Annotated in this window: 15 protein-coding genes; 4 read left to right on the forward strand and 11 right to left on the reverse strand. The window is 66.5% G+C overall.

Annotation, left to right across the window (positions count from 1 at the left end; all coding sequences use genetic code 11):
- Positions 1-298: 298 nt before the first annotated feature.
- Complete coding sequence (locus tag VT85_RS14505) at positions 299-1,702, forward strand: outer membrane beta-barrel protein (RefSeq protein WP_068416493.1); 1,404 nt, start codon at positions 299-301, stop codon at positions 1,700-1,702.
- A 392-nt stretch (positions 1,703-2,094) separates the two neighbouring features.
- On the forward strand, positions 2,095-3,483 hold the full coding sequence (locus tag VT85_RS14510; RefSeq protein ID WP_068416496.1) for an ammonium transporter: 1,389 nt from the start codon (positions 2,095-2,097) through the stop codon (positions 3,481-3,483).
- Positions 3,484-5,783: 2,300 nt separating this feature from the next.
- Here VT85_RS14510 and VT85_RS14515 read toward each other — a convergent pair.
- The 4 genes from VT85_RS14515 to VT85_RS14530 form a co-directional block, all read right to left on the reverse strand.
- A complete protein-coding gene (locus VT85_RS14515) occupies positions 5,784-6,893 on the reverse strand; it encodes a tyrosine-type recombinase/integrase (RefSeq protein WP_197490716.1) in 1,110 nt (369 codons plus the stop codon).
- Between the two features lie 113 nt (positions 6,894-7,006).
- Positions 7,007-9,199, reverse strand: a complete 2,193-nt coding sequence (locus VT85_RS14520; protein ID WP_068416502.1) for a glutamine synthetase III — start codon at positions 9,197-9,199, stop codon at positions 7,007-7,009.
- Positions 9,200-9,826: 627 nt separating this feature from the next.
- On the reverse strand, positions 9,827-10,342 hold the full coding sequence (locus VT85_RS14525; protein ID WP_068416505.1) for a hypothetical protein: 516 nt from the start codon (positions 10,340-10,342) through the stop codon (positions 9,827-9,829).
- Between the two features lie 172 nt (positions 10,343-10,514).
- Positions 10,515-11,561: a 3'-5' exoribonuclease YhaM family protein gene (locus tag VT85_RS14530; RefSeq protein WP_068416509.1), complete on the reverse strand. Its 1,047-nt coding sequence runs from the start codon at positions 11,559-11,561 to the stop codon at positions 10,515-10,517.
- Positions 11,562-11,833: 272 nt separating this feature from the next.
- On the opposite strand from VT85_RS14530, the gene VT85_RS14535 reads away from it, so the two are divergent.
- Entirely contained in the window at positions 11,834-13,432 is a 1,599-nt protein-coding gene (locus VT85_RS14535; RefSeq protein ID WP_068416511.1) for a phytoene desaturase family protein, read from the forward strand.
- 21 nt (positions 13,433-13,453) lie between these two features.
- Here the strand turns inward: VT85_RS14535 and VT85_RS14540 are convergent, their stop codons facing one another.
- The 5 genes from VT85_RS14540 to thrC form a co-directional block, all read right to left on the reverse strand.
- On the reverse strand, positions 13,454-14,386 hold the full coding sequence (locus tag VT85_RS14540; protein WP_068416514.1) for a UDP-glucuronic acid decarboxylase family protein: 933 nt from the start codon (positions 14,384-14,386) through the stop codon (positions 13,454-13,456).
- A gap of 74 nt (positions 14,387-14,460) precedes the next feature.
- Positions 14,461-15,039: a cyclic-phosphate processing receiver domain-containing protein gene (locus tag VT85_RS14545; protein WP_068416517.1), complete on the reverse strand. Its 579-nt coding sequence runs from the start codon at positions 15,037-15,039 to the stop codon at positions 14,461-14,463.
- Positions 15,014-15,460 carry a hypothetical protein gene (locus tag VT85_RS14550; protein WP_197490718.1) on the reverse strand — a complete coding sequence of 149 codons (447 nt, stop codon included), beginning with the start codon at positions 15,458-15,460 and terminating at the stop codon, positions 15,014-15,016. The genes VT85_RS14545 and VT85_RS14550 overlap by 26 nt, the downstream gene beginning before the upstream one ends.
- Before the next feature lie 29 nt (positions 15,461-15,489).
- Entirely contained in the window at positions 15,490-16,302 is an 813-nt protein-coding gene (gene dapB, locus VT85_RS14555; protein ID WP_068416521.1) for a 4-hydroxy-tetrahydrodipicolinate reductase, read from the reverse strand.
- Between the two features lie 80 nt (positions 16,303-16,382).
- Entirely contained in the window at positions 16,383-17,768 is a 1,386-nt protein-coding gene (gene thrC / locus VT85_RS14560; protein ID WP_068416524.1) for a threonine synthase, read from the reverse strand.
- 430 nt (positions 17,769-18,198) lie between these two features.
- Between thrC and VT85_RS14565 the strand changes: the two genes are divergently transcribed.
- Entirely contained in the window at positions 18,199-18,546 is a 348-nt protein-coding gene (locus tag VT85_RS14565) for an ArsR/SmtB family transcription factor (RefSeq protein ID WP_068416525.1), read from the forward strand.
- Between the two features lie 82 nt (positions 18,547-18,628).
- On the opposite strand, the gene VT85_RS14570 is transcribed toward VT85_RS14565, so the two are convergent.
- Positions 18,629-19,498 carry a sugar phosphate isomerase/epimerase family protein gene (locus VT85_RS14570; RefSeq protein ID WP_082858608.1) on the reverse strand — a complete coding sequence of 290 codons (870 nt, stop codon included), beginning with the start codon at positions 19,496-19,498 and terminating at the stop codon, positions 18,629-18,631.
- A gap of 108 nt (positions 19,499-19,606) precedes the next feature.
- Positions 19,607-20,578, reverse strand: a complete 972-nt coding sequence (locus VT85_RS14575; RefSeq protein ID WP_068416527.1) for a diguanylate cyclase — start codon at positions 20,576-20,578, stop codon at positions 19,607-19,609.
- Positions 20,579-20,712: the final 134 nt, after the last annotated feature.

A 20,712-nucleotide genomic window follows, 5' to 3' on the forward strand; every position in this document is an offset into this window, starting at 1 on the left:
GGGTCCGAAAGTGGGGTCACGGACGACCCCTGGATCATGGATTCTCGTTACGAGACAGGAAGAAAAGAGAGGCCCTATGAGGTACTGGCTCTGGAGACCGCCGAGGCGCTGGGTATGCTGCATGGCCGCCATCCTCGGCGCGTGGTCGGGGACGGCCTGGGCTCAGGATCCGGGTCGAGGATTCGCGGAAGCCGCCAAACCCAGACCTGCACGAAGGTTCTTCGACCCATCGACGTGGGGCAAGAGCGGGAAGGCTGCGACGTCCGCGATCCCGGAACCGGGCGGCGGGAATCGCACCGTGCCGGCCCGCGAGGCCCTCGCGACGGCCCCGCCGCGCGACGAGCGCGTGCGGCTCGTGCAGCAAGAGGCGCCGCCGGACCTCAAACTCCCCGCGTCCGATCGCAACATCGGTGGAGGTGAGCCGTCCTCGGCGAGCGCCGAGGAAGCGATGGCCGCCGAGGAGGCTCCTGCCGGGGAGGAGGCTCCCGCCGACGATGCCGGGCAGCCGAAGCACCTCCAGGATCTGCTGGGCTTCGATGAATCCCCCGTGAAGATCTACGGCTGGATTCAGAACAGCTATACCGGCAACACCAACGGCCGGGGCCGGAGCGGCGAGAACTTCGGCGTGAACCCCAATCACAAGGCCAACTGGTGGATGGGGAACCAGTACTACGTCGTTGTGGAGAATCCGCTCGAGCAAAACGACGCGATCAACTTCGGCTTTCGCGTCGACAACCTCTTCGGCAACGACTGGCAGTTCAACTACATGCAGGGCCTGTTCAACGGGGCCTTCCCGCTGAACTCCTTCGCCGGCTACGACATGGCCCAACTCTATGGCGAGGTCCATCTGCCGATCCTCACCGAGGGAGGACTGGACGTCAAAGGCGGGCGATTCTATACGCTCGCGGGTTATGAACAGGTGCCGGCGATCGCCCGCCCGCTCCTCTCGACCCCTTACATGTTCACCTACGGCCAGCCATTCACCCACACCGGCGTCATGACGACGCTGCACCTGACCGACCGGATCAATCTCTTCAACGGCGCCATCAACGGCTGGGATCGCTTCATCAACGAACGCTATGTATGGGGCTACCTCGGCGGCTTCTCCTGGACCAGCGAGGACGACCGCACCACCCTGGCCATGACCGCCGTCTGGGGGCCTAATCAGTTCCCTAGCTTCCTCCCCGCAAACCAGCAGATTTATCCGGGAGGCTACGTCAACATCCCGTCGGTCGCCGGCCTCCGCAATCCCGGCTACTGGCGCAACGACCGCACGCTGTTCACCTGGGTCGGCACCCACAGGTGGACCGACAAGCTGACGCAGGTCATGGAGACCGACCAGGGGTGGGAGCGGGCGATCCCCGGCCTCGGCTCGGGCGGCCAGAACGGCGCCCCCCGCGACGCCACCTGGTTCAGCTTCGGCAACTGGTTCCTCTACGAGTTCAACCCCAAGCTCACCGGCGTCTGGCGCTCCGAAGTCTTCTGGGACCCCCAGGGGGCGCGGACGCAGAAAATGCTCAACGGCGAATTCGTCGGCGACCGCTTCTATGAGATGACCGTGGGCGCGATCTACAAGCCGCACCCGAACCTCTGGATCCGCCCCGAGGCCCGGTACGACTGGTCGCAGTATCACCCGGCCTACACCGACGACACCCGCAAGAGCCAGTTCACCCTCGGGATCGACGCGATCATCCTCTGGTGATCCGACCATACCTTCTGCCTTTCTCCGCGGCGTCCCTCTCCCGCCGCGTTTCATCTCCGCTTCGATGCCCCTCGGCGCCTTCCCCTCCTGCCGTGATTCGCCCCTCGAACACCCCGCCGCGGCGTCCCTCCGCGCCGCGCACCCACGCTTCACAAGCGGCGTCCCGCCTTCTCCTCGCGACTTTTCGGCGACTGGCACGACCAATGCACTGCGACCTTGCACGACGCTCTCATCGTGTCCTCTCCGCTGACTCGACTCGCCGACTTTCATGCGTCTAAATCACGTGATAATCGAGATTTACGAATCGCATGGGTGACGACGGCCGCCGCGTCCGGCCTCGACGTCGAGATGTCGAGATCCGCTCTTCGCCTAACTTCTAGCAGGACCTGCCCATGAAACGTGCAGCGACCCCCTTCCTCCTCCTGGTAGCCCTGGCGGTCCTCGCCCTGATCCCGTTCAATCTGGGGAGGGAGCTGCCCGCCGGCAACGAGCCGAATTCGGGCGACGTGGCCTGGATGCTGACGGCGTCGGCCCTGGTCCTGCTGATGACCCCGGGGCTCTCGTTCTTCTACGGCGGCATGGTCGGCAGCAAGAACGTCGTCTCCACGATGCTCCAGAGCGTGATCGCCCTGGGGGTCATCAGCCTGCTCTGGGTCTTCGTCGGCTTCAGCCTGGCGTTCGGCGACGACGTCGGCGGCATCATCGGCGACCCCCGGACGTTCTTCATGTTCGACAACGACGTCGCCGGCACGATCACCCTGGGCCAGGGGGACGCAGCCGTGAAGATGGGGATCCCGCTCCTCCTCTTCTCGATGTTCCAGCTGAAGTTCGCGATCATCACGCCGGCCCTGATCACCGGCTCGTTCGCCGAGCGGGTGCGGTTCTCGGCCTACCTGCTGTTCATGGTGCTGTTCAGCCTGATCATCTACTCGCCGCTGGCCCACATGACCTGGCACCCCCAGGGCCTGTTCGCCGCGTGGGGCGTTAAGGACTTCGCCGGCGGGACCGTGGTCCACATGTCGGCGGGCTTCGCGGCCCTGGCCGGGGCGATGTTCCTGGGCCGCCGCAAGAGTCACATCAACAACGTGGCGCATGAACCGGCGAACATCCCGTACGTCCTGCTCGGGACGGGCATGCTCTGGTTCGGCTGGTTCGGCTTCAACGCCGGCTCGGCCCTCGCCGCCGACAAGGTGGCCACCCTGGCGTTCGCGACGACCAACACGGCCTCGGCCATGGCGATGCTCGGCTGGATGTTCTTCGACTGGATGCGCGGCAAGAAGCCCTCGGCGATGGGAGCCTGCATCGGCGCCGTCGTCGGCCTGGTGGCCATCACCCCGGCCGCCGGCTTCGTCACGGTCCGACACAGCCTCGTGATCGGCCTGGTCGCCGGCGTGGTCTCCAACCTCGCGGTCTCGATGAAGACCAGGTCGACCCTCGACGACACGCTCGACGTCTTCCCCTGCCACGGCGTCGGCGGCATCGTCGGCATGATCGCCACGGGGATCTTCGCCCAGGACGTCGGCCTCTGGTACGGCCAGACAGAGACCTTCAAGTACCACATGATCGCCCTGGTCATCGTCGCCGTCTTCTCGTTCTTCGGCTCGCTGGCCCTCTACAAGCTCGTCGATATGATCATCCCGCTTCGCGTCACCGACGACCAGGAACAGCTGGGCCTCGACCTCAGCCAGCACGGCGAGGCCGCCTGGCGGCTCAACGGCCTGCTCGCCCACGCCCATCACGACGTGGTCGTCGAAGAGGCGCTCGTCGCCACCGTCGATTGACCGCGAGTCATCGCCGCTGCATCCTCATGACGTGATCTTATGACGGGATCCTTCCGATTCGCATCGGACGGATCCCGTTTCCGTTCCCTGGGATGCGTTGCGGCGATTACGGGACCGACGCCGATGCCCCAGCCCGCTTGATTCAAGGCAGACGACGCCTGCCGAGCGGCAGATCGTGACGCCGGGACGCGGGGGAGTCAGGCGCGGTCGCAGAATATGCCCCTGGGTCGGGAAAGCGGGACCAGGCCGTGATCGGACCTTTCGATCGGCCGGTCCTTTCGAAACGAAAACGGGGGACGCCGTAGCGTCCCCCGCCCTGGGTTCATCAGGATTACTTGATGAACAGCATCACTCAAGTTACGCTGTAGGTTGCGATTGTGTAACAGGTTACGCCAAGGGTTTACCAACGGTCAAGGGTAAAGGCCGGTATGCGACACTTGTAACAGGTTTGGCTTGTGTTAAGATGGGAAATATGGGAGTTGTAGGATGGTTGCCTGCAAGGTTGCTTTGAACGTATGCTCAGTAGTGGGTTTGAAAACATAAGTCCATGGTTGCTTGCATGAGGGATTGGGTTTGCAGGGCTAGGTTCGTCCTCCCTCCCTTCGGTCGGTGCGGAGCCGATGGGCCTGCGGCCCACCGACTGTCTTTGCCCACAAGGGCTTAGGTCAAGTCTATTGACCATGTGATAACGTCAGGAATTGTTAATGTGATTAACAAGGCCAGGCCAGCAAACCAAAAATTGTGGCGGAATCTGGGCGGTCTGGTCAGGTTAACAAGGGCTTGAGGGCGATGGGGGTTCGCCATAAAAAATTGTGGGCCGCAAGCGTCCGACGGAGAAAAGTTATAGCTGCGGGCTTATATGACGACCTAAGCATGAGCAGGCATGCTGATGCGTTGGTTCGTTCGCCGCTGGGCGTCTGGCAACTGTCAGGAGTGTCGGTAATATTGATCTTACTTGTGGGAGCCGGTTCGCCGCCTGATCTGGGGGCGATACCAGCCGTTGAACGATGCCGATCCGTCCGACAGGGTTTCCCCCTGGTCTGGACGGCCTGGGAGCTGTCCAATACGTCCCTCATGTACTCTGGGCTGACCCCCCACTTCTGGGCGTAGTCGGACAGGCCGACAGCCTCATCGGCCGACCTGGGAAGACGGCTGACGAACCTATGCCTGTCCGCCTCCATGTCCTCACCTGGGACGTAGACTCTCTGACACTTGTCCTGAGTGGTCGTAAGTTCTATCTTGCTTGTTGGGAGCCGGTTCCGGCTTAGTCAGCGCCAACCACTCCCTGATGACCTTGGCCCAGACCTCATCGGCTGATGTGTCGCCCCAGAATCCAGCCGTCGCCCATGTGCATTCCAGACCGGACGATGAGGGCAGGTAGTGGGCCTGATCCCTGACCCTGGCGACCGGCTTGGCCTGGTAGTGGGCCGACGCCTCAATGTCGCCTGGGACGACCAGGCTCAGACGACGACCCCCAGCCCTGACCCATGCCTTCGCCCAGAAGTCATGCAGGGGCGTCAGGGGGGCGTTCGTCCAGACCCCCACATCCCAGTGGCAAGCGTCAGGGGCCGTAACATGGATCGTCCCATGAACTTGGACGACGTAACCATGACGGTCGGCCCATCGCTTGATTGATTTCAGGAACTTGGCCCTGGCGTCCCTGTGCATGCTTGCAGTTGAGCCGGCGGCCATCATCAGGTTGCCGGTCAGGACTTGGTATCCCTTGGCTTGCTGGTCGGACAAGTGCCTAGAAAGACATGTCCCCAACTTCCTTGACCAGTTCTTCTGACAGTCCAGGGAGCACCTGGGATTGCGACACTTGCAGACGTATCCCTTTTGTTGGCTTAGACTTCGGAAATGACTTGCGGCCCTGCATGTGTACCTGGGATTTTGCTGTGCGAACTGATTGGTGTTTGAGATACTTACATGAGTCAAGGTTGTTGATCCTATCGCCCTGGCAGGGGCACATATTCTGGGGCCTGGATGGTTTCGTCGCCATTCAGGCCCTTTCTCTTTCTCATGTAGCCATTCCTTTATTGGCTTTGCATTGCAAAGCATTGTGGTTAACCGGATTTAATCTTTGCCAGCAAGCCGTCTAGGACGCTCCGGTCTTCCAGGGCCGGTCAGGGGCCTTGTGGGGCGTCCCAGGGGCCTTCTGCGGCGTCTCAGCGGCCTTGTGGCGGATGATGATGGGGGTGGGATGCCATCGCTTCGCGACGGACATCCCTACCCCTTTCAATCTTGGCCGATGGAGGGCCGATGGGGGGCCGATGGGGGCCGATGGGGGGCCGACGGCCGAATCAGAAGTGGATATCCTGGACTGCCTGGATTTTGGCCTGATCCCTGACTTGGGCGTACCTTTGGGTGGTCTTCAAGTTGCGATGACCTAGTTGCCCAGCGATCGTCTGAATGGGGATTTTGGCGTCCACAAGGCTTGTGGCAAGAGTGTGGCGGAGAGCGTGGTTGAAACTGCCGCCCTTGAAGTCGATCTTGTGCCGCTTCGCAAGTTGGCGGAGATGGTAGTACGACATCGCCGCCGTAGTGCAGGCTGGGAACAGTCTGCCCTTGCCCATCCGCCTCTGGAGTACGCCCCAGCCACCGGAAGCCACCGCCGCTGTGTAGCCGATCTTCGCCTTGTCATGCTCTGGCGGCACTTCCACCGTCCAGTTCTTGCAGTTGATCCAGGACGATTCCATGTGGATCGTCGCCGACACCCTCATGCCGCTGTTCAGCATGAGGATCGCAAGGTCGGCATAGTGGTCAGGAATCTTCCCTGACTCCCTGTCGGCTTCAACCGCTTCGACGAACGCCTTGACCTGTTCAGGCTCAAGGTACTTCGTCTTCTCTCTTCTGGGATAGGCTTCTCTCAGGACAGGAACTACGGCGGAGACAGGGTTGTCCTGGATGATCTTCGCCTTCCTGGCCGCTGAGAACACACCGCTCAGCAACTCCAACTCCGACAGGGCCGTCTGCGGCTTCACTTTGATCTTGAGACGTGGATCAACCTTGTGGAGACGCCACTGGAAGAACCCCTTGATGACAGCCTCATCTACGTCCTCAAGGCGGTTCAGGCGGAGATCTCTGGCGTAGGCCAGGAAGTTGTCCTGGATGCCCCTGAGTCGCTTGGACGACCCAGGCCGCTTGTGGAGGCGGTAGTCCTGGAAGTGAGACTCCATGAACCCCTCTAATGTGGATTTAGAGGGGGACATGGAGTGTGGAACCGGAAGTGTGGACTTCGTTGCCGAATTTGGGCTCAAAAGCCTATCGGCGAGAACTTGGACATCGGCAGGGATCGGCTTGCTGGCCTCACCCTGACTTGCTGGGCGGAGAGTATGCCGCTTCTCTTTACCTGCGACCTTTACCTTGACGACCCAACACCCTCTGGTGTTGTCCAGGAATACGCTTGCCATCCATGAGCCTCTTGCTGTCCATCGCAGTGCCTCTAGCGATGAGGAAGCGGGGGCGAACACCTTGCTCACCCCCATGAAGGCTCATATTAGCAAGTTCACTCATCAAGAGAAACTTACTTGATGAACAGCATCTCCTGGTAGGTGGGGAGCGGCCAGAGGTCGCTGGCGACCAGGCCTTCGAGCTTGTCGCCGGCGGCGCGGACGGCGTTCATCGCGGGGATGACGACGTCGCGCGAGTGCTTGGCGTGATCGAGCGCGGTGCCTGCGGGGTGCTCCTCGAGGATCTCGGCGAGCTTGTCGGAAGCGGCCTGGAGGTCGTCGACCAGGGCGACCAGCTCGTCGAGCAGGGCGGACTGGTTCTTGGGGACGGAGAGGCCGGCGGCCTTGAGCTTGGCCAGCGAATCCGCGACTTCGCCCTGATAGCGGAGGGCCGCCGGCAGGATCATCCGGTTGGCGATCTGGAGCGTGAGGTAGGACTCGACGGTGAGCGTCTTCCGGTAGTTCTCCAGGAAGATCTCGAACCGGGAGTGGAGCTCGCGCTCGCTGAAGACGCCGTACTTGTTGAAGAGGGCGGTCGATTTGGGCGAGATGAAGTCGGGGAGGCTGTCGACGGTCGAGCGGCGGTTGGGCAGGCCGCGCCGCTCAGCCTCGGCGTGCCAGGCCTCGCTGTAGTTGTCGCCGTTGAAGATGATATGGCGGGATTCCTTGATGGCCGCCTGGAGGAGCGTCTGGATCTCGGAGTTGAGGTCCTTGCCGGCGGCCACGGCGTTCTCAAGCTCGGTGGCCAGGAAGTCGAGGCTCTCGGCGACGACCGTGTTGACGACGATGATCGGGCCGGAGATCGACTGGGCCGAGCCGCAGGCGCGGAACTCGAACTTGTTGCCGGTGAACGCGAAGGGGCTGGTCCGGTTGCGGTCGCCCGGGTCGCGGGGAAGGATCGGCAGGGTGGAGACGCCGATCTTGAGCTCGCCCCCCGCCTTGGCCGTGGTGGCGCCCCCCTTGGCGATCTGGTCGACGATGTCCTCGAGCATCTCGCCGAGGAAGATCGAGATGATGGCGGGCGGGGCCTCGTTGGCGCCGAGCCGGTGATCGTTGCCGGCGTGGGCGACGGCGACTCGGAGCAGGTCGCCGTGCTTGGCGACGGCCCGGATGACGGCGGTCAGGAAGATCAGGAACTGGGCGTTGCCGTGGGGCGTGGCGCCGGGCTTCAGCAGGTTGTTCCCCAGGTCGTCGGCCATCGACCAGTTGACGTGCTTGCCCGAGCCGTTGACGCCGGCGAACGGCTTCTCATGCAGGAGCACCTGCAGGCCGTAGCGATCGGCGACCCGCTTGAGCGTCTCCATGATCAGCATGTTGTGATCGGTGGCGACGTTGGCGCTCTCGAAGACGGGGGCGATCTCGTACTGGGCCGGGGAGACCTCGTTGTGGCGGGTCTTCACCGGGACGCCCAGCTTGTAGAGCTCGGTCTCGGTCTCGAACATGCAGGCCAGGACGCGCTCGGGGATGGAGCCGAAGTAGTGGTCCTCCATCTCCTGGCCCTTCGGCGGCTTGGCGCCGAAGAGGGTGCGGCCGGCGTTGATGAGGTCCGGGCGGGCGTAGTAGAAGTTCTTGTCGATCAGGAAGTATTCCTGCTCGGCCCCGGCCGTCGGCGCGACCCGGGTGGCCGTCGAGCCGAACAGCTTGAGAATTCGGACGGCCTGGGTCGAGAGCGCCTCGACCGAGCGGAGCAGGGGGGTCTTCTTGTCGAGCGCCTCGCCGGTCCACGAACAGAAAGCGGTGGGGATGCAGAGGGTGGTGCCGTTGGGGTTGTCGAGGATGAAGGCCGGGCTGGTCGGGTCCCAGGCGGTGTAGCCGCGGGCCTCGAACGTGGAGCGGATGCCGCCGGAGGGGAAGCTCGACGCGTCGGGCTCGCCCCGGACCAGCTCCGAGCCGCTGAACTCGGCGATGGCCGAGCCGTTCTCGGTGGGGGACAGGAACGAGTCGTGCTTCTCGGCCGTGAGGCCGGTCATCGGCTGGAACCAGTGGGTGAAGTGGGTGGCGCCCCGCTCCATCGCCCAATCCTTCATGGCCGTCGCGACGACGTCCGCGACGCACGGATCGAGCGGCTCACCCTTCTTGACCGTGTTCCGCAGCATCCGATAGACGTTCTCGGGCAGCCGCGCCCGCATCACGTCGTCGGAGAAGACGTTCATGCCGAAGAGCTGGGTGAACGGCGTGGCCGACTTGGGCGCCCTTCGTCCCAGGTTGGTCCATGAGGTGATCGCCTCGATCGCGGATTGGCGGGCGTTGTCATGGTCGTACGGCATCGAGAGGCTCCATCGATCAATCGGGATGATTGGTGGGTCCGGGGCGCGCGGATCGACTTCGAACCGAGGACGGGTCGGGCCCCGGCGAGGGATCTCGCCATAGCCGGCCGGACGCGACGTCGGTAAATCTCGAAGCGAGACGCGGAGTCTGGGAACGCCGATCGATTCGGAGAGCCTTGGATTTCGACGAGGAATCGTCGGAGTGGGAGCGTGATCCCGGGCGAAGTGCCGGGACGACGGCTTCGGCGTCCGACGGGAGAGTCATCTTCGCGAAGCAAGGCTGACGATACGGGCGGGGGTGACCGCGGCGAGCGGATTGTCCGCACAAAGGCTGGAAAGCCCCGTGCGATCAGGCTCGCGATCGGCCGCGCCGCCGTTTCATCTCAGCGCGGGAGAGTCGCCGATCCTGGGATTGCGTTTGATTTCCACCCTCATTGAGGCAGGGCGGTTTCGAGATCCCATTCTCGCTGGGCAGATTATATCGGCAACACGTCGTCCTGACCAGACCTTCACGAACCTCGTCGACGAGGAGCGGGCGGGAGGGGGAGGATCGAAGGGATTGGACGGGGGGAGGGGGGCGGCGGCGATCGCCCGGGGGCCGTTGAAACGGCCCCCGGGGCGCGAGGCTCACTTCTTGTCGAGCTTGGCGATGACGGCCTTGGGGTCTTCCTCGACGGCCTTCTTGCAGCCTTCGCAGCAGAGGTAGAAGGTCCGGCCTTCGGCGGTCACCTTGAGGGGCATGTCCATCGCGCCGAGGTGTTCGTCGCTGACGGGGCAGACGGCCTGCTTCAGCGCGGCGTCCTGCTCGTCGGCGGGGAGCTTCTTGATGGCGGCGATTTCCTCGTCGCTCAGCTTGACTTCGCCGGCCGTGGGGCCTTCCAGCGTCGGCTCGGCTTCCTTCTTGGTTTCGTCGGCGGGCGCCGGGGCGGCCTCCGTGGGGGCCGGGACGACGGCGTCGGGGCGGCGGCCGGGGCCTCGGGGGCGACCGCCGGGCGTCGGCGGGGGCCGGTGCCGGGGCGGCGGCGGGGGCATGCCCGGGGCTTCCCTGTTGGTCGCCGGGGAGGTCGCGTCTTCCTCGGAGCCGCAGCCGAAGACGAGGGCCAGGATCAGGGCCGGGGCCCCAATTCGCAAGAACCGGTCCATGAAGGATCCTTTATCTCTTGGGTTCGCGTGAGGGGTCGAGTCGCCGAGCCTCGGCGACGCGCAACGACGCCCTGGATTGTACCCGTCGCGGGATCCGGCCGCCAGGCGCGCGAGGCCGCCGCCGGAGTCGCGAGGGGTGCGTCGAGGCCGGCGGCGGCGAAGGGGCCGGGGATCAGAAGCCGGGGTCTTCGCCGTCGTCGCCGGCTTCGAGGGGGATTCCCTTGTAAATCCGCCGGTTTTCCAGGGCGAAGACGCGGTCGGTGAACGCGTCCTCGGTCTTCGAGTTCTGTCGGTGGCGGGCCACCGCGTTCATCTTGGCGTCGAGGTCGTCGATGAACGAGACCAGGAGCGCCTCGATCGTCATGGGGACGACGGGGGCGCCGAACTCGCGTTTGCCGTGGTGGGAGAGGATCGCGTGCTCCAGGCAGAGCAGGGTCTCCTCGGGGAAGCCCTCGATGGTCCGGGCGGTCTCGCGGACGAGGTCGCGTCCCATGATGATATGGCCCAGCAGCGATCCTTCCTTGGTGTAGCGGGCCTCCACCGGGTCGTACGACAACTCGCGGAGCTTGCCGATGTCGTGGAGGATGATCGCCGCCATGACCACCCCCTTGTCGAGCGGCGGATTGAGCTGGTCGTAGTAGTCGCCGTAATGGTCGACGAGCACGGCGCCGACCCGGCTCATGCTCCAGACGTGCTCCAGCAGGCCGCGCGTGTAGCTGTGGTGCATGGCCGTGGCCGCCTGCATCCGGCAGAACAGCTCGGCGTTTTCGTCGATGATGCGGGTCACCAGCAGCTTCAGGTGGGGCTCGGTGATGTAGCGGTCGATCCGTTGTCGGATCGACTCGGTCATCGAGGCGGCGGTGTACTTGCTGCTCTCGTAGAGTTCGTCGAAGTCGAAGCCGTCGACGGCGTCGGCCTCGGTCGCGGGCTGGATGCCCAGCAGCTCGATCTGCATGCCGAAGCGGATGTTGAAGCTGGCGCGGACCTGGATCCGGTAGGCGAGGCCCTCCACCCACGAGCCGGCCTCGGGGAAGAAGCGGTGGTCGTGCCAGAGCGGGGCCTCGCACGACGCCTCCTTGTCGCGGAAGAGGCACTTGATGAAGGGCTGGTTCGACTTGGTCGTGCCTCGCGTCTTCCTCACGAGGGCCGCGAAGCACACGGCCTCCTGACCGTCCACCAGATCCGAGAGCCGCGTAATGACGATCGAGGTCGAAGCCATGTCCGTGCCGTCCCCCCGTCGGGATTCCAGAGGCCCCGGCCCTCGGCGAGGGGGGGCGGTCGCCGTGGATCCGCGACACGAGTCAAGTTTACACCAGGATTCGCCGCGCGACCGCGCTTTTCGACGGCCCGGCGCTTCCGATCGCGAGGACCGGACCGTTACGTAGATGGGACGGGCCGCGGTATCCTGGATCACGGGGCCCGTCGCTCGCCGCGTCCGCTCGGCGACGTCGCGGTCCTCCTGGACACTCATGCCGAGGAAGAGGAGCACCCATGGCGACGACCCTCGGGGGCCGCAGGCCGACGCTGGAAACCCTTGGTAGGATGGACCTTGAGGCCTCGGTCCGGGACGTCGCCGGCCGCCGCTGGGACGTCGTCGTGATCGGCGCGGGGCACAACGGACTGACGGCGGCGGCGTATCTGGCGAAGGCCGGAAAGTCGGTCCTGGTGCTGGAATCTCGGGACCGAGTCGGCGGCGCCTGCACGATCGAGGAGGTCTGGCCGGGCTTCCGGCTCTCTCCCTGCGCCTACCTGGTCGGACTCCTCCACCCACGGGTGATCGAGGAGCTGCGGCTCCCCGCCTACGGCTTCCGTTGGACTCCCGCCACGGCGGGGCTGTTCGTCCCGTTCGAGGATGGGAGCAGCATCCAGCTCTGGGACGACGTCGCCCGTTGCGAGGAGGAGATCCGTCGCCTCGCGCCGGCGGACGTCGACGGCTGGCGGGATTTCGGCGAGGCGAAGGCCCGGCTCCGCGACGCGATCCGGCCCCAGGGCGACGGCGACCTCTGGATCGGCAAGGCCCCGACGATTGAGCAGATCGACGAGCGGCTGGGGGGCGATCACGAGGCCCGACACTTGCTGTTCGATTGGTCGATGGTCGAGTGCGTCGAGCATTACTTCCAGGATGAGCGGCTCCAGCAGGCCTATCTCGGCCAGGGGGTCATCGGCACGAACGCCAGCCCGCACGACCCGGGGACGGCCTCGATCCACTTCCACCATCAGTCGGGGCGGTTGGGCGGCGAGCCGGGGCAGTGGGGGTACGTCGAGGGGGGGATGGGGATGGTCTCCTTCCTCCTCTGCGACGCGGCGCGGGATCTCGGGGCGGTCGTCGCCACCGGAGCGCCGGTCGCTCGGATCCTGCCTGGCGAGGGGGTCGAGCTGGAAGGCGGCGAGCGGATCCTCGCCGACCTCGTCGTCTCCAACGCCGACCCGAGAGCCACGCTGAAGCTCCTGGGGGACGCGGCCGACCCTTCGTGGAAGGCGCGGGTGGAGGCGGTCCCGCAACTCGGCTGCACGCTCAAGATGAACGTGGCGCTCAAGGAACTGCCGAGCTTCAAGGCGCGGCCGGGCGTGCGTCGGGATCATCATCTGGGACAGATCAACACGCCGTTGTCGAAGGCGGAGTGGGACGAGGGCTACCGCGCGGCGCGTCGCGGCGAGCTTCCCGCCCGGCTCTGGACCGAGCTGTACTTCCACACGGCCCACGACCCGAGCGTCGCCCCAGAGGGGGTCCACACGATGAGCGTCTTCGCCCAGTACGTCCCGTACGCCTTCGCGCAGGGGGACTGGGATTCGCGCCGGGGGGAGGTGGTGGACCTGGCCCTGGACTCGATCGGCCGGTTCTGCGAGAACCTTCCCGGCGCAGTCCTCGACGTCCAGGCGTTGGGGCCGCCGGACGTCGAGGCGCGGGTCGGCCTGACGGGTGGGCATATCTTCCAGGGCGAATGTCTGCCGGCCTATATGTGGGAGAACCGGCTCTCGCCCCGGACGCCGATGCCGGGCGTGTTCCTCTGCGGGGCCTGTACGCACCCCGGCGGGAGCGTGATCGCGATCAACGGCCGCAACGCCGCGATGGAAATCCTCGGGGCGTGAGCGGCCGTCTCCGACGTCGGCTCAGACCACGGTTCGGAAGTAGGCGAGGGTCGTCTTGAGGCCCTCGGCGCGGTCGATGGTCGGGTTCCATCCGAGGATCTTCTGCGCCTTGGTGATGTCGGGACGCCGCCGCTTGGGATCGTCTTCGGGGAGGTCCTCGTAGATGATCCGGCTCTTGGTCCCTTCCACCAGGGCGATGATCTCCTCGGCGAGCTGGTGGACGGTGATCTCCGACGGGTTGCCGATGTTGACCGGCAGGGCGTAGTCGGAGTGGAGCAGGCGGTAGATGCCGTCGACCAGGTCGGTGACGAAGCAGAAGCTTCGGGTCTGGTCCCCCTTGCCGTACATGGTGATCGGCTCGCCGCGGAGGGCCTGCTTCATGAAGTTGGGCAGGACGCGGCCGTCGTTCAGCCGCATCCGGGGGCCGTAGGTGTTGAAGATCCGGACGATGTGGGTCTTCACGCCGTGGAAGCGGTGGTAGGCCATCGTGATGGCCTCCGCGAACCGTTTGGCCTCGTCGTAGCAGCCGCGGGGGCCGATCGGGTTGACGTGGCCCCAGTATTCCTCGGTCTGGGGGTGGACGTCGGGGTCGCCGTAGACCTCGGACGTGCTGGCGAGCAGGAACCGCGCGTCCTTGGCCTTCGCGAGCCCCAGCGCGTTGTGAGTGCCGAGCGCCCCGACCTTGAGCGTCGGGATCGGGTGGGCGAGGTAGTCGGCCGGGCTGGCGGGGCTGGCGAAATGCAGGACGTTGTCGACGCCGCCGTCGATCTCCAGGGGCTCGGAGACGTTGTGCTCGAGGAACCGGAACCTGGGATTCGCGTTCAGGTGCTCGATGTTCCGGAGCGAGCCGGTGAGCAGGTTGTCGACGCAGACGACCTCGTCGCCTTCGGCGAGGAACCGCTCGCAAAGATGCGATCCGACGAAACCCGCTCCTCCCGTGATGACCGTTCTCAAAGTTGTTCTCCGATGTCGTTGCCAAGGCGGGGCCGCCCCGAGGATTCCGATCCCAAGGGGGCGGACGACGCCCATCATAACGATTCGGCGGGGGCCTCGTCAGCCGGATGCGGAGGGCGCGGCGGCCCGGCGGCGGGGGGCCGGCCGTGGACGAGCCGGCGGACGAGGGCGACCAACCGCCGCCAGGCCCGTCGCCGGAGCCCCGGCCGAGGCGGGTCCTCGAACGAGAGGAAGTCGACGAGATCGTAGCCGAAGGGCCGGAACTCGGCCGCGTAGTCGTTCCGGAGCAGGCACTCGACCATGAGCGAGGCCGCGGCGAAGTTATAGCTGTGGATGATGAACCGCGCATCGAGGACCGGCTCGCGGGGCTCGGCGCAGAGCCATCGGACGACGGCCATGCCGCAATCGTCGCGGTTGACGTCGACGTACTGCTCGCCCCCCAGGTCGTGGTCGAGGTGCACCTCGTCCCAGCCCCGCTCCAGCAGGGCGATGCAGGCGTCGACCGTGGAGACCCACGTCGCTTCCGGGCATCGTCTGAGAAAGTCCTCGGCGCGACGGGGGTCGTCGTCCAGGAACAGGACGCGCCGCTTCCCCGATCCCGGGCCGTCGCCGCGGGAGGCGTCGAATTCAGCGGCTCGAGGGCCCTCGGTCATCGGCGCGACCTCCCCGCCCGGCCGCGGAACCGTCTTCTGCGGTCGGCGAGTCCTCGGAGCGATCGGGGGCCTCTCGGGCATTCGCCAGGGGATAGTCCCAGATCGACCCCGCCCGATCGGGGCCCGAAAGCTCCAGCAACCGGCGGTATCCCGCCGTCACCCGGGCTTCCTCCTCGGCGACGAACGACGGGTCGAGCGCCGCCTTGGCGAACGGGCCGTCCAGGACCACGGCGGCGAAGGACTCGTCGACGATGAACTGCGCCAGCGAGGGATTGCAGCGGAGGTGCCGCTCCGGCAGCTTGGGGAGGAGTTCGGGGTCGACTTCCCCCAGGACGTACCGGAGGTACAGTTCGGAGTCGAGCAGGACCTCGACCTCCTCGCCGCAGACTGAGCACAGATAACCTTGATCGCAACGGGCCATGATCGGTCGCGCCTCGAGTGGAGGCTCCTTCAACGGGGCGATTCTAGCACGTCGGCCATCGCGTAAGAACCCGGGGGCTTGCCGGCCAGGAAGACGGCGGCGTCGATCGCCCCCCGGACGAAGCCGTCGCGGTTCAGGGCGCGGTGGCTGAGTTCCAGCGTGTCGCCGGCGAGGGCGAACAGGACGGTGTGCTCTCCCGGGCAGTCGCCGGCGCGGACGGCGTGCATGCCGATCTCGCCGCGGGGCCGCTCGCCGACCTGCCCCTCTCGACCGTGGACCAGGGGGCCGGCGCCGGTCGAGGCGGTGACGATCTCGGCCAGCCGGAGGGCGGTCCCGCTCGGGGCGTCCTTCTTGAGTCGGTGGTGCCGCTCCACGATCTCGACGTCCGCCTCGATCCCCATCCCCGAGGCGGCTTCGCCCACGAGCTTCATCAGCAGGTTCACCGCACGGCTCATGTTCGGCGAGGCCAGCACGGGGATCGCGGACGAGGCGGCCTCCAGGAGACGGACCTGATCGGGCCCGAGACCCGTCGTGCCGACTACCAGGGCGATCCGGTCGCGTCGGCAGTACGAGGCGATCTCGGTCGTCGCCGAAGGGTGGGTGAAGTCGATGAAGACGTCGGGCTTCGCGGACGAGTCGAGCGTCCCGAGCGTCTGGACGGTTACGCCGAGCGGGCCGATCCCGGCCGCGACGCCGGCGTCCTCGCCGAGTTTCGGGAAGTCCTCGCGGTCGATCGCCGCGACCAGCTCGACGCGGGGGTCCTGGGCGATGAGCTGGACCAGGCGAAGGCCCATCCTCCCCGTCGCGCCGTACAGCCCAATGCGGATTCGCGCCGTGCTCACGGGCCGGCCTTCCTTTCGAGTCGATGTGATTCGATGCGGTGGATCGGTTTCGGGTGATGCGCCCCGTCGTCGCGGTCGGCTCAGGAGGCCGACGACTCGGAGTGGAGGGCGATGGCGCGGACGATCGCGTCGAGGTCGTTGGCGACGACGACCGGATGGTTGGCGAAGTCGGCCCGTTGCACGCCCCGGCTCCCGAGGACCTTATCGAAGGTCTCGCGGTCGGAGCTGTGATAGGCGACGGTCGCGGTGGGGTCTTTGAGCTGGTGGCCGGTGAGGATGCAGACCACGCGATCCGAGGGGGCGATGACCCCCTCCTCCCGGAGCCGACGCGCCCCGGCGACGCTGGCCGCGCTGGCGGGCTCGCATCCCAGGCCGCCGGCGCCCACCTGCGCCTTGGCGTCCATGATCTCCTGGTCCGAGACCTCGCGGACGACACCGTCGCAGAAGTCCAGGGCGCGGAGGCATTTCTTGAAGTTCACCGGCCGGTTGATCTCGATGGCCGAGGCGATCGTCGACGCCTTGACGCCGGCCGTATCCAGCTCGCCGTAGTAGGCGTCGACCTTGCCGGAATCCGCCAGGCCGTTCCGCCAGCGAATCTCCCGAGATCCGTAAAGTTCGTGAAGCGTCCGTGCACCGTTGGCGTTGATCACCGCGAGCCGGGGGGCGCGGGGGATCAGGCCCAGGTGGACCAGCTCGATGAACGCCTTGCCGAAGGCGCTGGAGTTGCCCAGATTCCCCCCGGGCACGACGATCCAGTCCGGGACCTCCCAGCCCATCGCTTCGAGGACGCGGTACATGATCGTCTTCTGCCCTTCCAGCCGGAAGGGGTTCACCGAGTTCATCAAGTAGACGCCCAGTCGATCGGCGACCTCGCGGACCCGCCGCATGGCGTCGTCGAAGTCCCCCTCAATCTGGATCGTCAGCGCCCCGTGGTCGAGCGCCTGCGCGAGCTTGCCGTAGGCGATCTTCCCCGAGCCCACGAAGATGATCGCCTGGAAGCCCAGGTCGGTGGCCGAGCAATAGACCGACAGGGCCGCCGAGGTGTTGCCGGTGCTGGCGCAGGCCACCCTGCGGGCGCCGATCATCCGGGCGTGGGTGAACGCCGCGGTCATGCCGTTGTCCTTGAAGCTCCCCGAGGGATTCAACCCCTCGTACTGGAGCATCAGCCCGCCCGGATTCAGGCCGACGAACCGGCCCACCTTCTCGGCCTTCTGCAGGAGCGTGCGGCCCTCGCCGATGGTGACGATCCGGTCCGGGGGGGCGAAGGGGAGCAGCTCGCGGAACCGCCAGACGCCCGAGAAGTCCAGCGGGTCGAGCGGGCGCGACCACTTGGCCTCGAAGTCCTTGAGGCTCCGGGGCGTCTCCAGCCGGTCCCAGTCGTACACGACGTCGATCAGGTCGCCGCAGCGAGGGCAGCCGAAGTGCGCCTCGTCGATGGCGAACGTGGCCGCGCACGACGGGTTCAGGCACTGCTGGTATACGGCCTCGGCGGCGCGGCGGGGGCTCGGTCGTCAACGTCGAATGCCCAGACATCGGTCTGACTCTCGCGGGAGTGGGACGCGACGGAAAAGACGACCCCGTCGCGGGGGGGGCGACGCGGGGAAGGTCCGCCGTCGGACGCCTCGCCTTCGAGCCTCCACGCCACTCTAAAAGAATCGCCACGCGGCGGCAAGGCGAGCGCCTCGTCGGCGTCCCCCGCGTTCATCCGGTCGAGTTGCAGACGGCGAGCCGCGGGGGCGCGGCCTCGTCGGCGAGGCGCCGGCTGATGCGGACTTGACTGAACACAAGAATGTGTCTACTCTATTATGCATTAAGGTCACGCCGCACACCGACCCGTGCGAAGGCCCAACGGCCTGCCCGCCCCAATCGATCCCGCCCAGCCAGGAGAGCACTGCGATGGCTGCAACCTCTGCACGCGCGTCCACATCGAGCCGAACGTCGAAGACCGCCGCGGCCGCTTCCGCCCGCCACCTCGCCGACATCCGCCGCGTCGCCGAGCTTCTCAAGCAGGTCTCCGACCCGACCCGCCTTCAGGTGCTGCTCCTGCTGAGCGAGAAGGAGCGGAACGTCACCGAGCTGTGCGCCGAGCTCGGCAGCCAGAGCCAGCCGGCGGTCAGCCACCATCTCGCCTTGCTGCGCCACGGCCGGCTGATCGAGCCCCGCCGCTCCGGGAAGCACAACTACTACGCCCTCACCGAGGGGGGCCGGGAGCTCGCCAAGGTGGTCGACTCGGTCGTCGGCTGAGCCGTACGCGCCTCGCGCTTCGCCTCGGGCCGGCTCACCGGCCGGCCCGAGGTCGCCGCGGCTCGATTGCGGTTCGATTGATTCAATCCGCCAGGCATTCGCGGAGGAAGGCGAGCCCGTGGGCGACGTCGCGAAGGCGTCCCTGCTGGTCGCCCACCTCGCGCTCCAGGACCAGCGGGCCGCGATAGCCGACCCCCTTCAGGGCCTGGACGAAGGCCCGGACGTCCACCTCGCCCTCGCCGAGCGGGACTTCCTCGCCCCACGCGCCTTTCACCTTGGGGCGGCGGGCGTCCTTCAGATGGACCGAGCGGATGTCGGGGCCGAGGATCTTCACGGCCTCGATCGGGTCGCCCATGTCGTAGAGCAGCATGTTGGCCGGGTCGAAGTTGATCTTGATGTTCGGCGACTTCAGGTCGTCGAGCGTCCGTCGCAGCAGCGTGGCCGTCTCCTGGCCGGTCTCGAACGCGAGCGTGACGCCCTGGGCCGCCGCCATGTCGCCGGCGCGGGCGAGGACGTCGAGCAGGGCCGAGCGCGCGGGGTCGTCGACCTCGGGCAGGAAGCCGGCGTGGAGCATCAGGTCCGTCAGGCCCAGCGCGCGCGTACGGTCCAGCGCCCAGGCGAGCCGTTCCAGGCGTTCGGGGCGGGTGGCGGGGTCGCCGAAGCCGCCGGTCTGCTGGATGGTCTGGGGCGTGGTGTAGTCCTCGCCCGGGAAACCGAGCATCGCGCCGGTCATCCGGAAGCCGGCGGCCTTCGCCGCGGCCGGCAGGTCGTCCCCCTCGTCCCAGCTCGCGTGGTGGGGGTCGCCGCAGGCGATCTGGACGACGTCCACGCCCAACTGATCGAGGAACCCCTTCAACTCGGGGACGTTCTTGACCTGGAGGCTCCAGCTGCAGACCCCCAGCGCGAAGGGCTCGAAGGGGCGCGAGGGCGAGACGTCGGGCGTCGTGGACACGGTTCCGTCACCTTCCGGAAACGGGGGACTCGGGGGGGACCGCCCCGGTGGGGCGCACGCCCGATCATAGCCCACGAGGCTCCGCGACGCGAGGGGCCTCGGCGTCCCCTATACGGCCAGCGCGTCGAAGGACTCCGTCCGGCGCTCGCCGTCGAGGAGGATCTGGCCGGCGTCCACGACGCGGTCGCGGCCGGTGCGTTTGGCCTGGTAGAGGGCGAGGTCGGCCGTGGCGATCAGGGCGTTGACGGTGCGCCGGCGGCCGACGGTGCTGTAGGAGACGCCTACGCTGGCCGTGATCCCGAACTCGCGGCGGCCGATCCGCACCGGCCGGGTCGCGAGCAGCCCGCGGATCCGTTCGGCTCGTTCCATCGCCTGTTCGGCCGAGGAGACCGGCAGCGCGACGATGAACTCTTCCCCGCCGTAGCGGGCGACGAGGTCCTCGGAGCGGGTGGAGTCTCGAAGCGACTTCGCCACCTCGCGGAGCGCGGCGTCCCCCACGTCATGGCCGTAGGCGTCGTTGATCCGTTTGAAGTGGTCGACGTCGACCATGAGGACGGCCGTCCCCAGGTTGCGCAGGAGGTTACGCTCGCAGAGCGGTCCGATCTGCTCCAGGAAGTAGCCGCGATTGTAGAGCCCGGTCAGGTTGTCGCGCACCGTCCGTTCGAACATCTCGCGCTGGAATCGCTCGTCGTAGGGGTTGAGGCAGACGTACTTCAGGACGATCGAGCCCCCGAGCTGGATCCTTGAGCCGTCCTCGACCTGGGTCGGCTTTCGGGCCGAGATCCGCTTGTTGTCCAGGTAGGTGCCGTTGCTGCTCCCCAGGTCCGTCACCCAGGCCAGGTTTTTCTCATCGTGGGAGAGGACGGCGTGCCGTCGCGAGACGGTGGGGTCGTGGAATTGATGGGTGTTGTCCGCTGCACGGCCCAGGGTCGTCGTCCGTCCGTCGATCCGGAGCATGGCGCCGGTGGTCCCTCCGTGCACCATGATCAGGTACATGGGCGTGGGTGGGGGGATCTGGGTCTCCTCCGACTCGTCGCTGACGGGCGAAGGGCAGATCTGCGTGGTTCCCTTCAGATCCATGACCGCCTCGTTTCCCACTGGATGGCTTCGCGCCGAGTCTCGGCGCGGGGAGGTCCTTGGGCCTGGAGCGGCCCGGACGCCCCGCCATGGCCAAGGTGATCCGACTTCCCGCGGCGATCCCCGGCAGGGGGCGT

This window comes from Planctomyces sp. SH-PL62, assembly GCF_001610895.1.
GTDB lineage: Bacteria > Planctomycetota > Planctomycetia > Isosphaerales > Isosphaeraceae > Paludisphaera.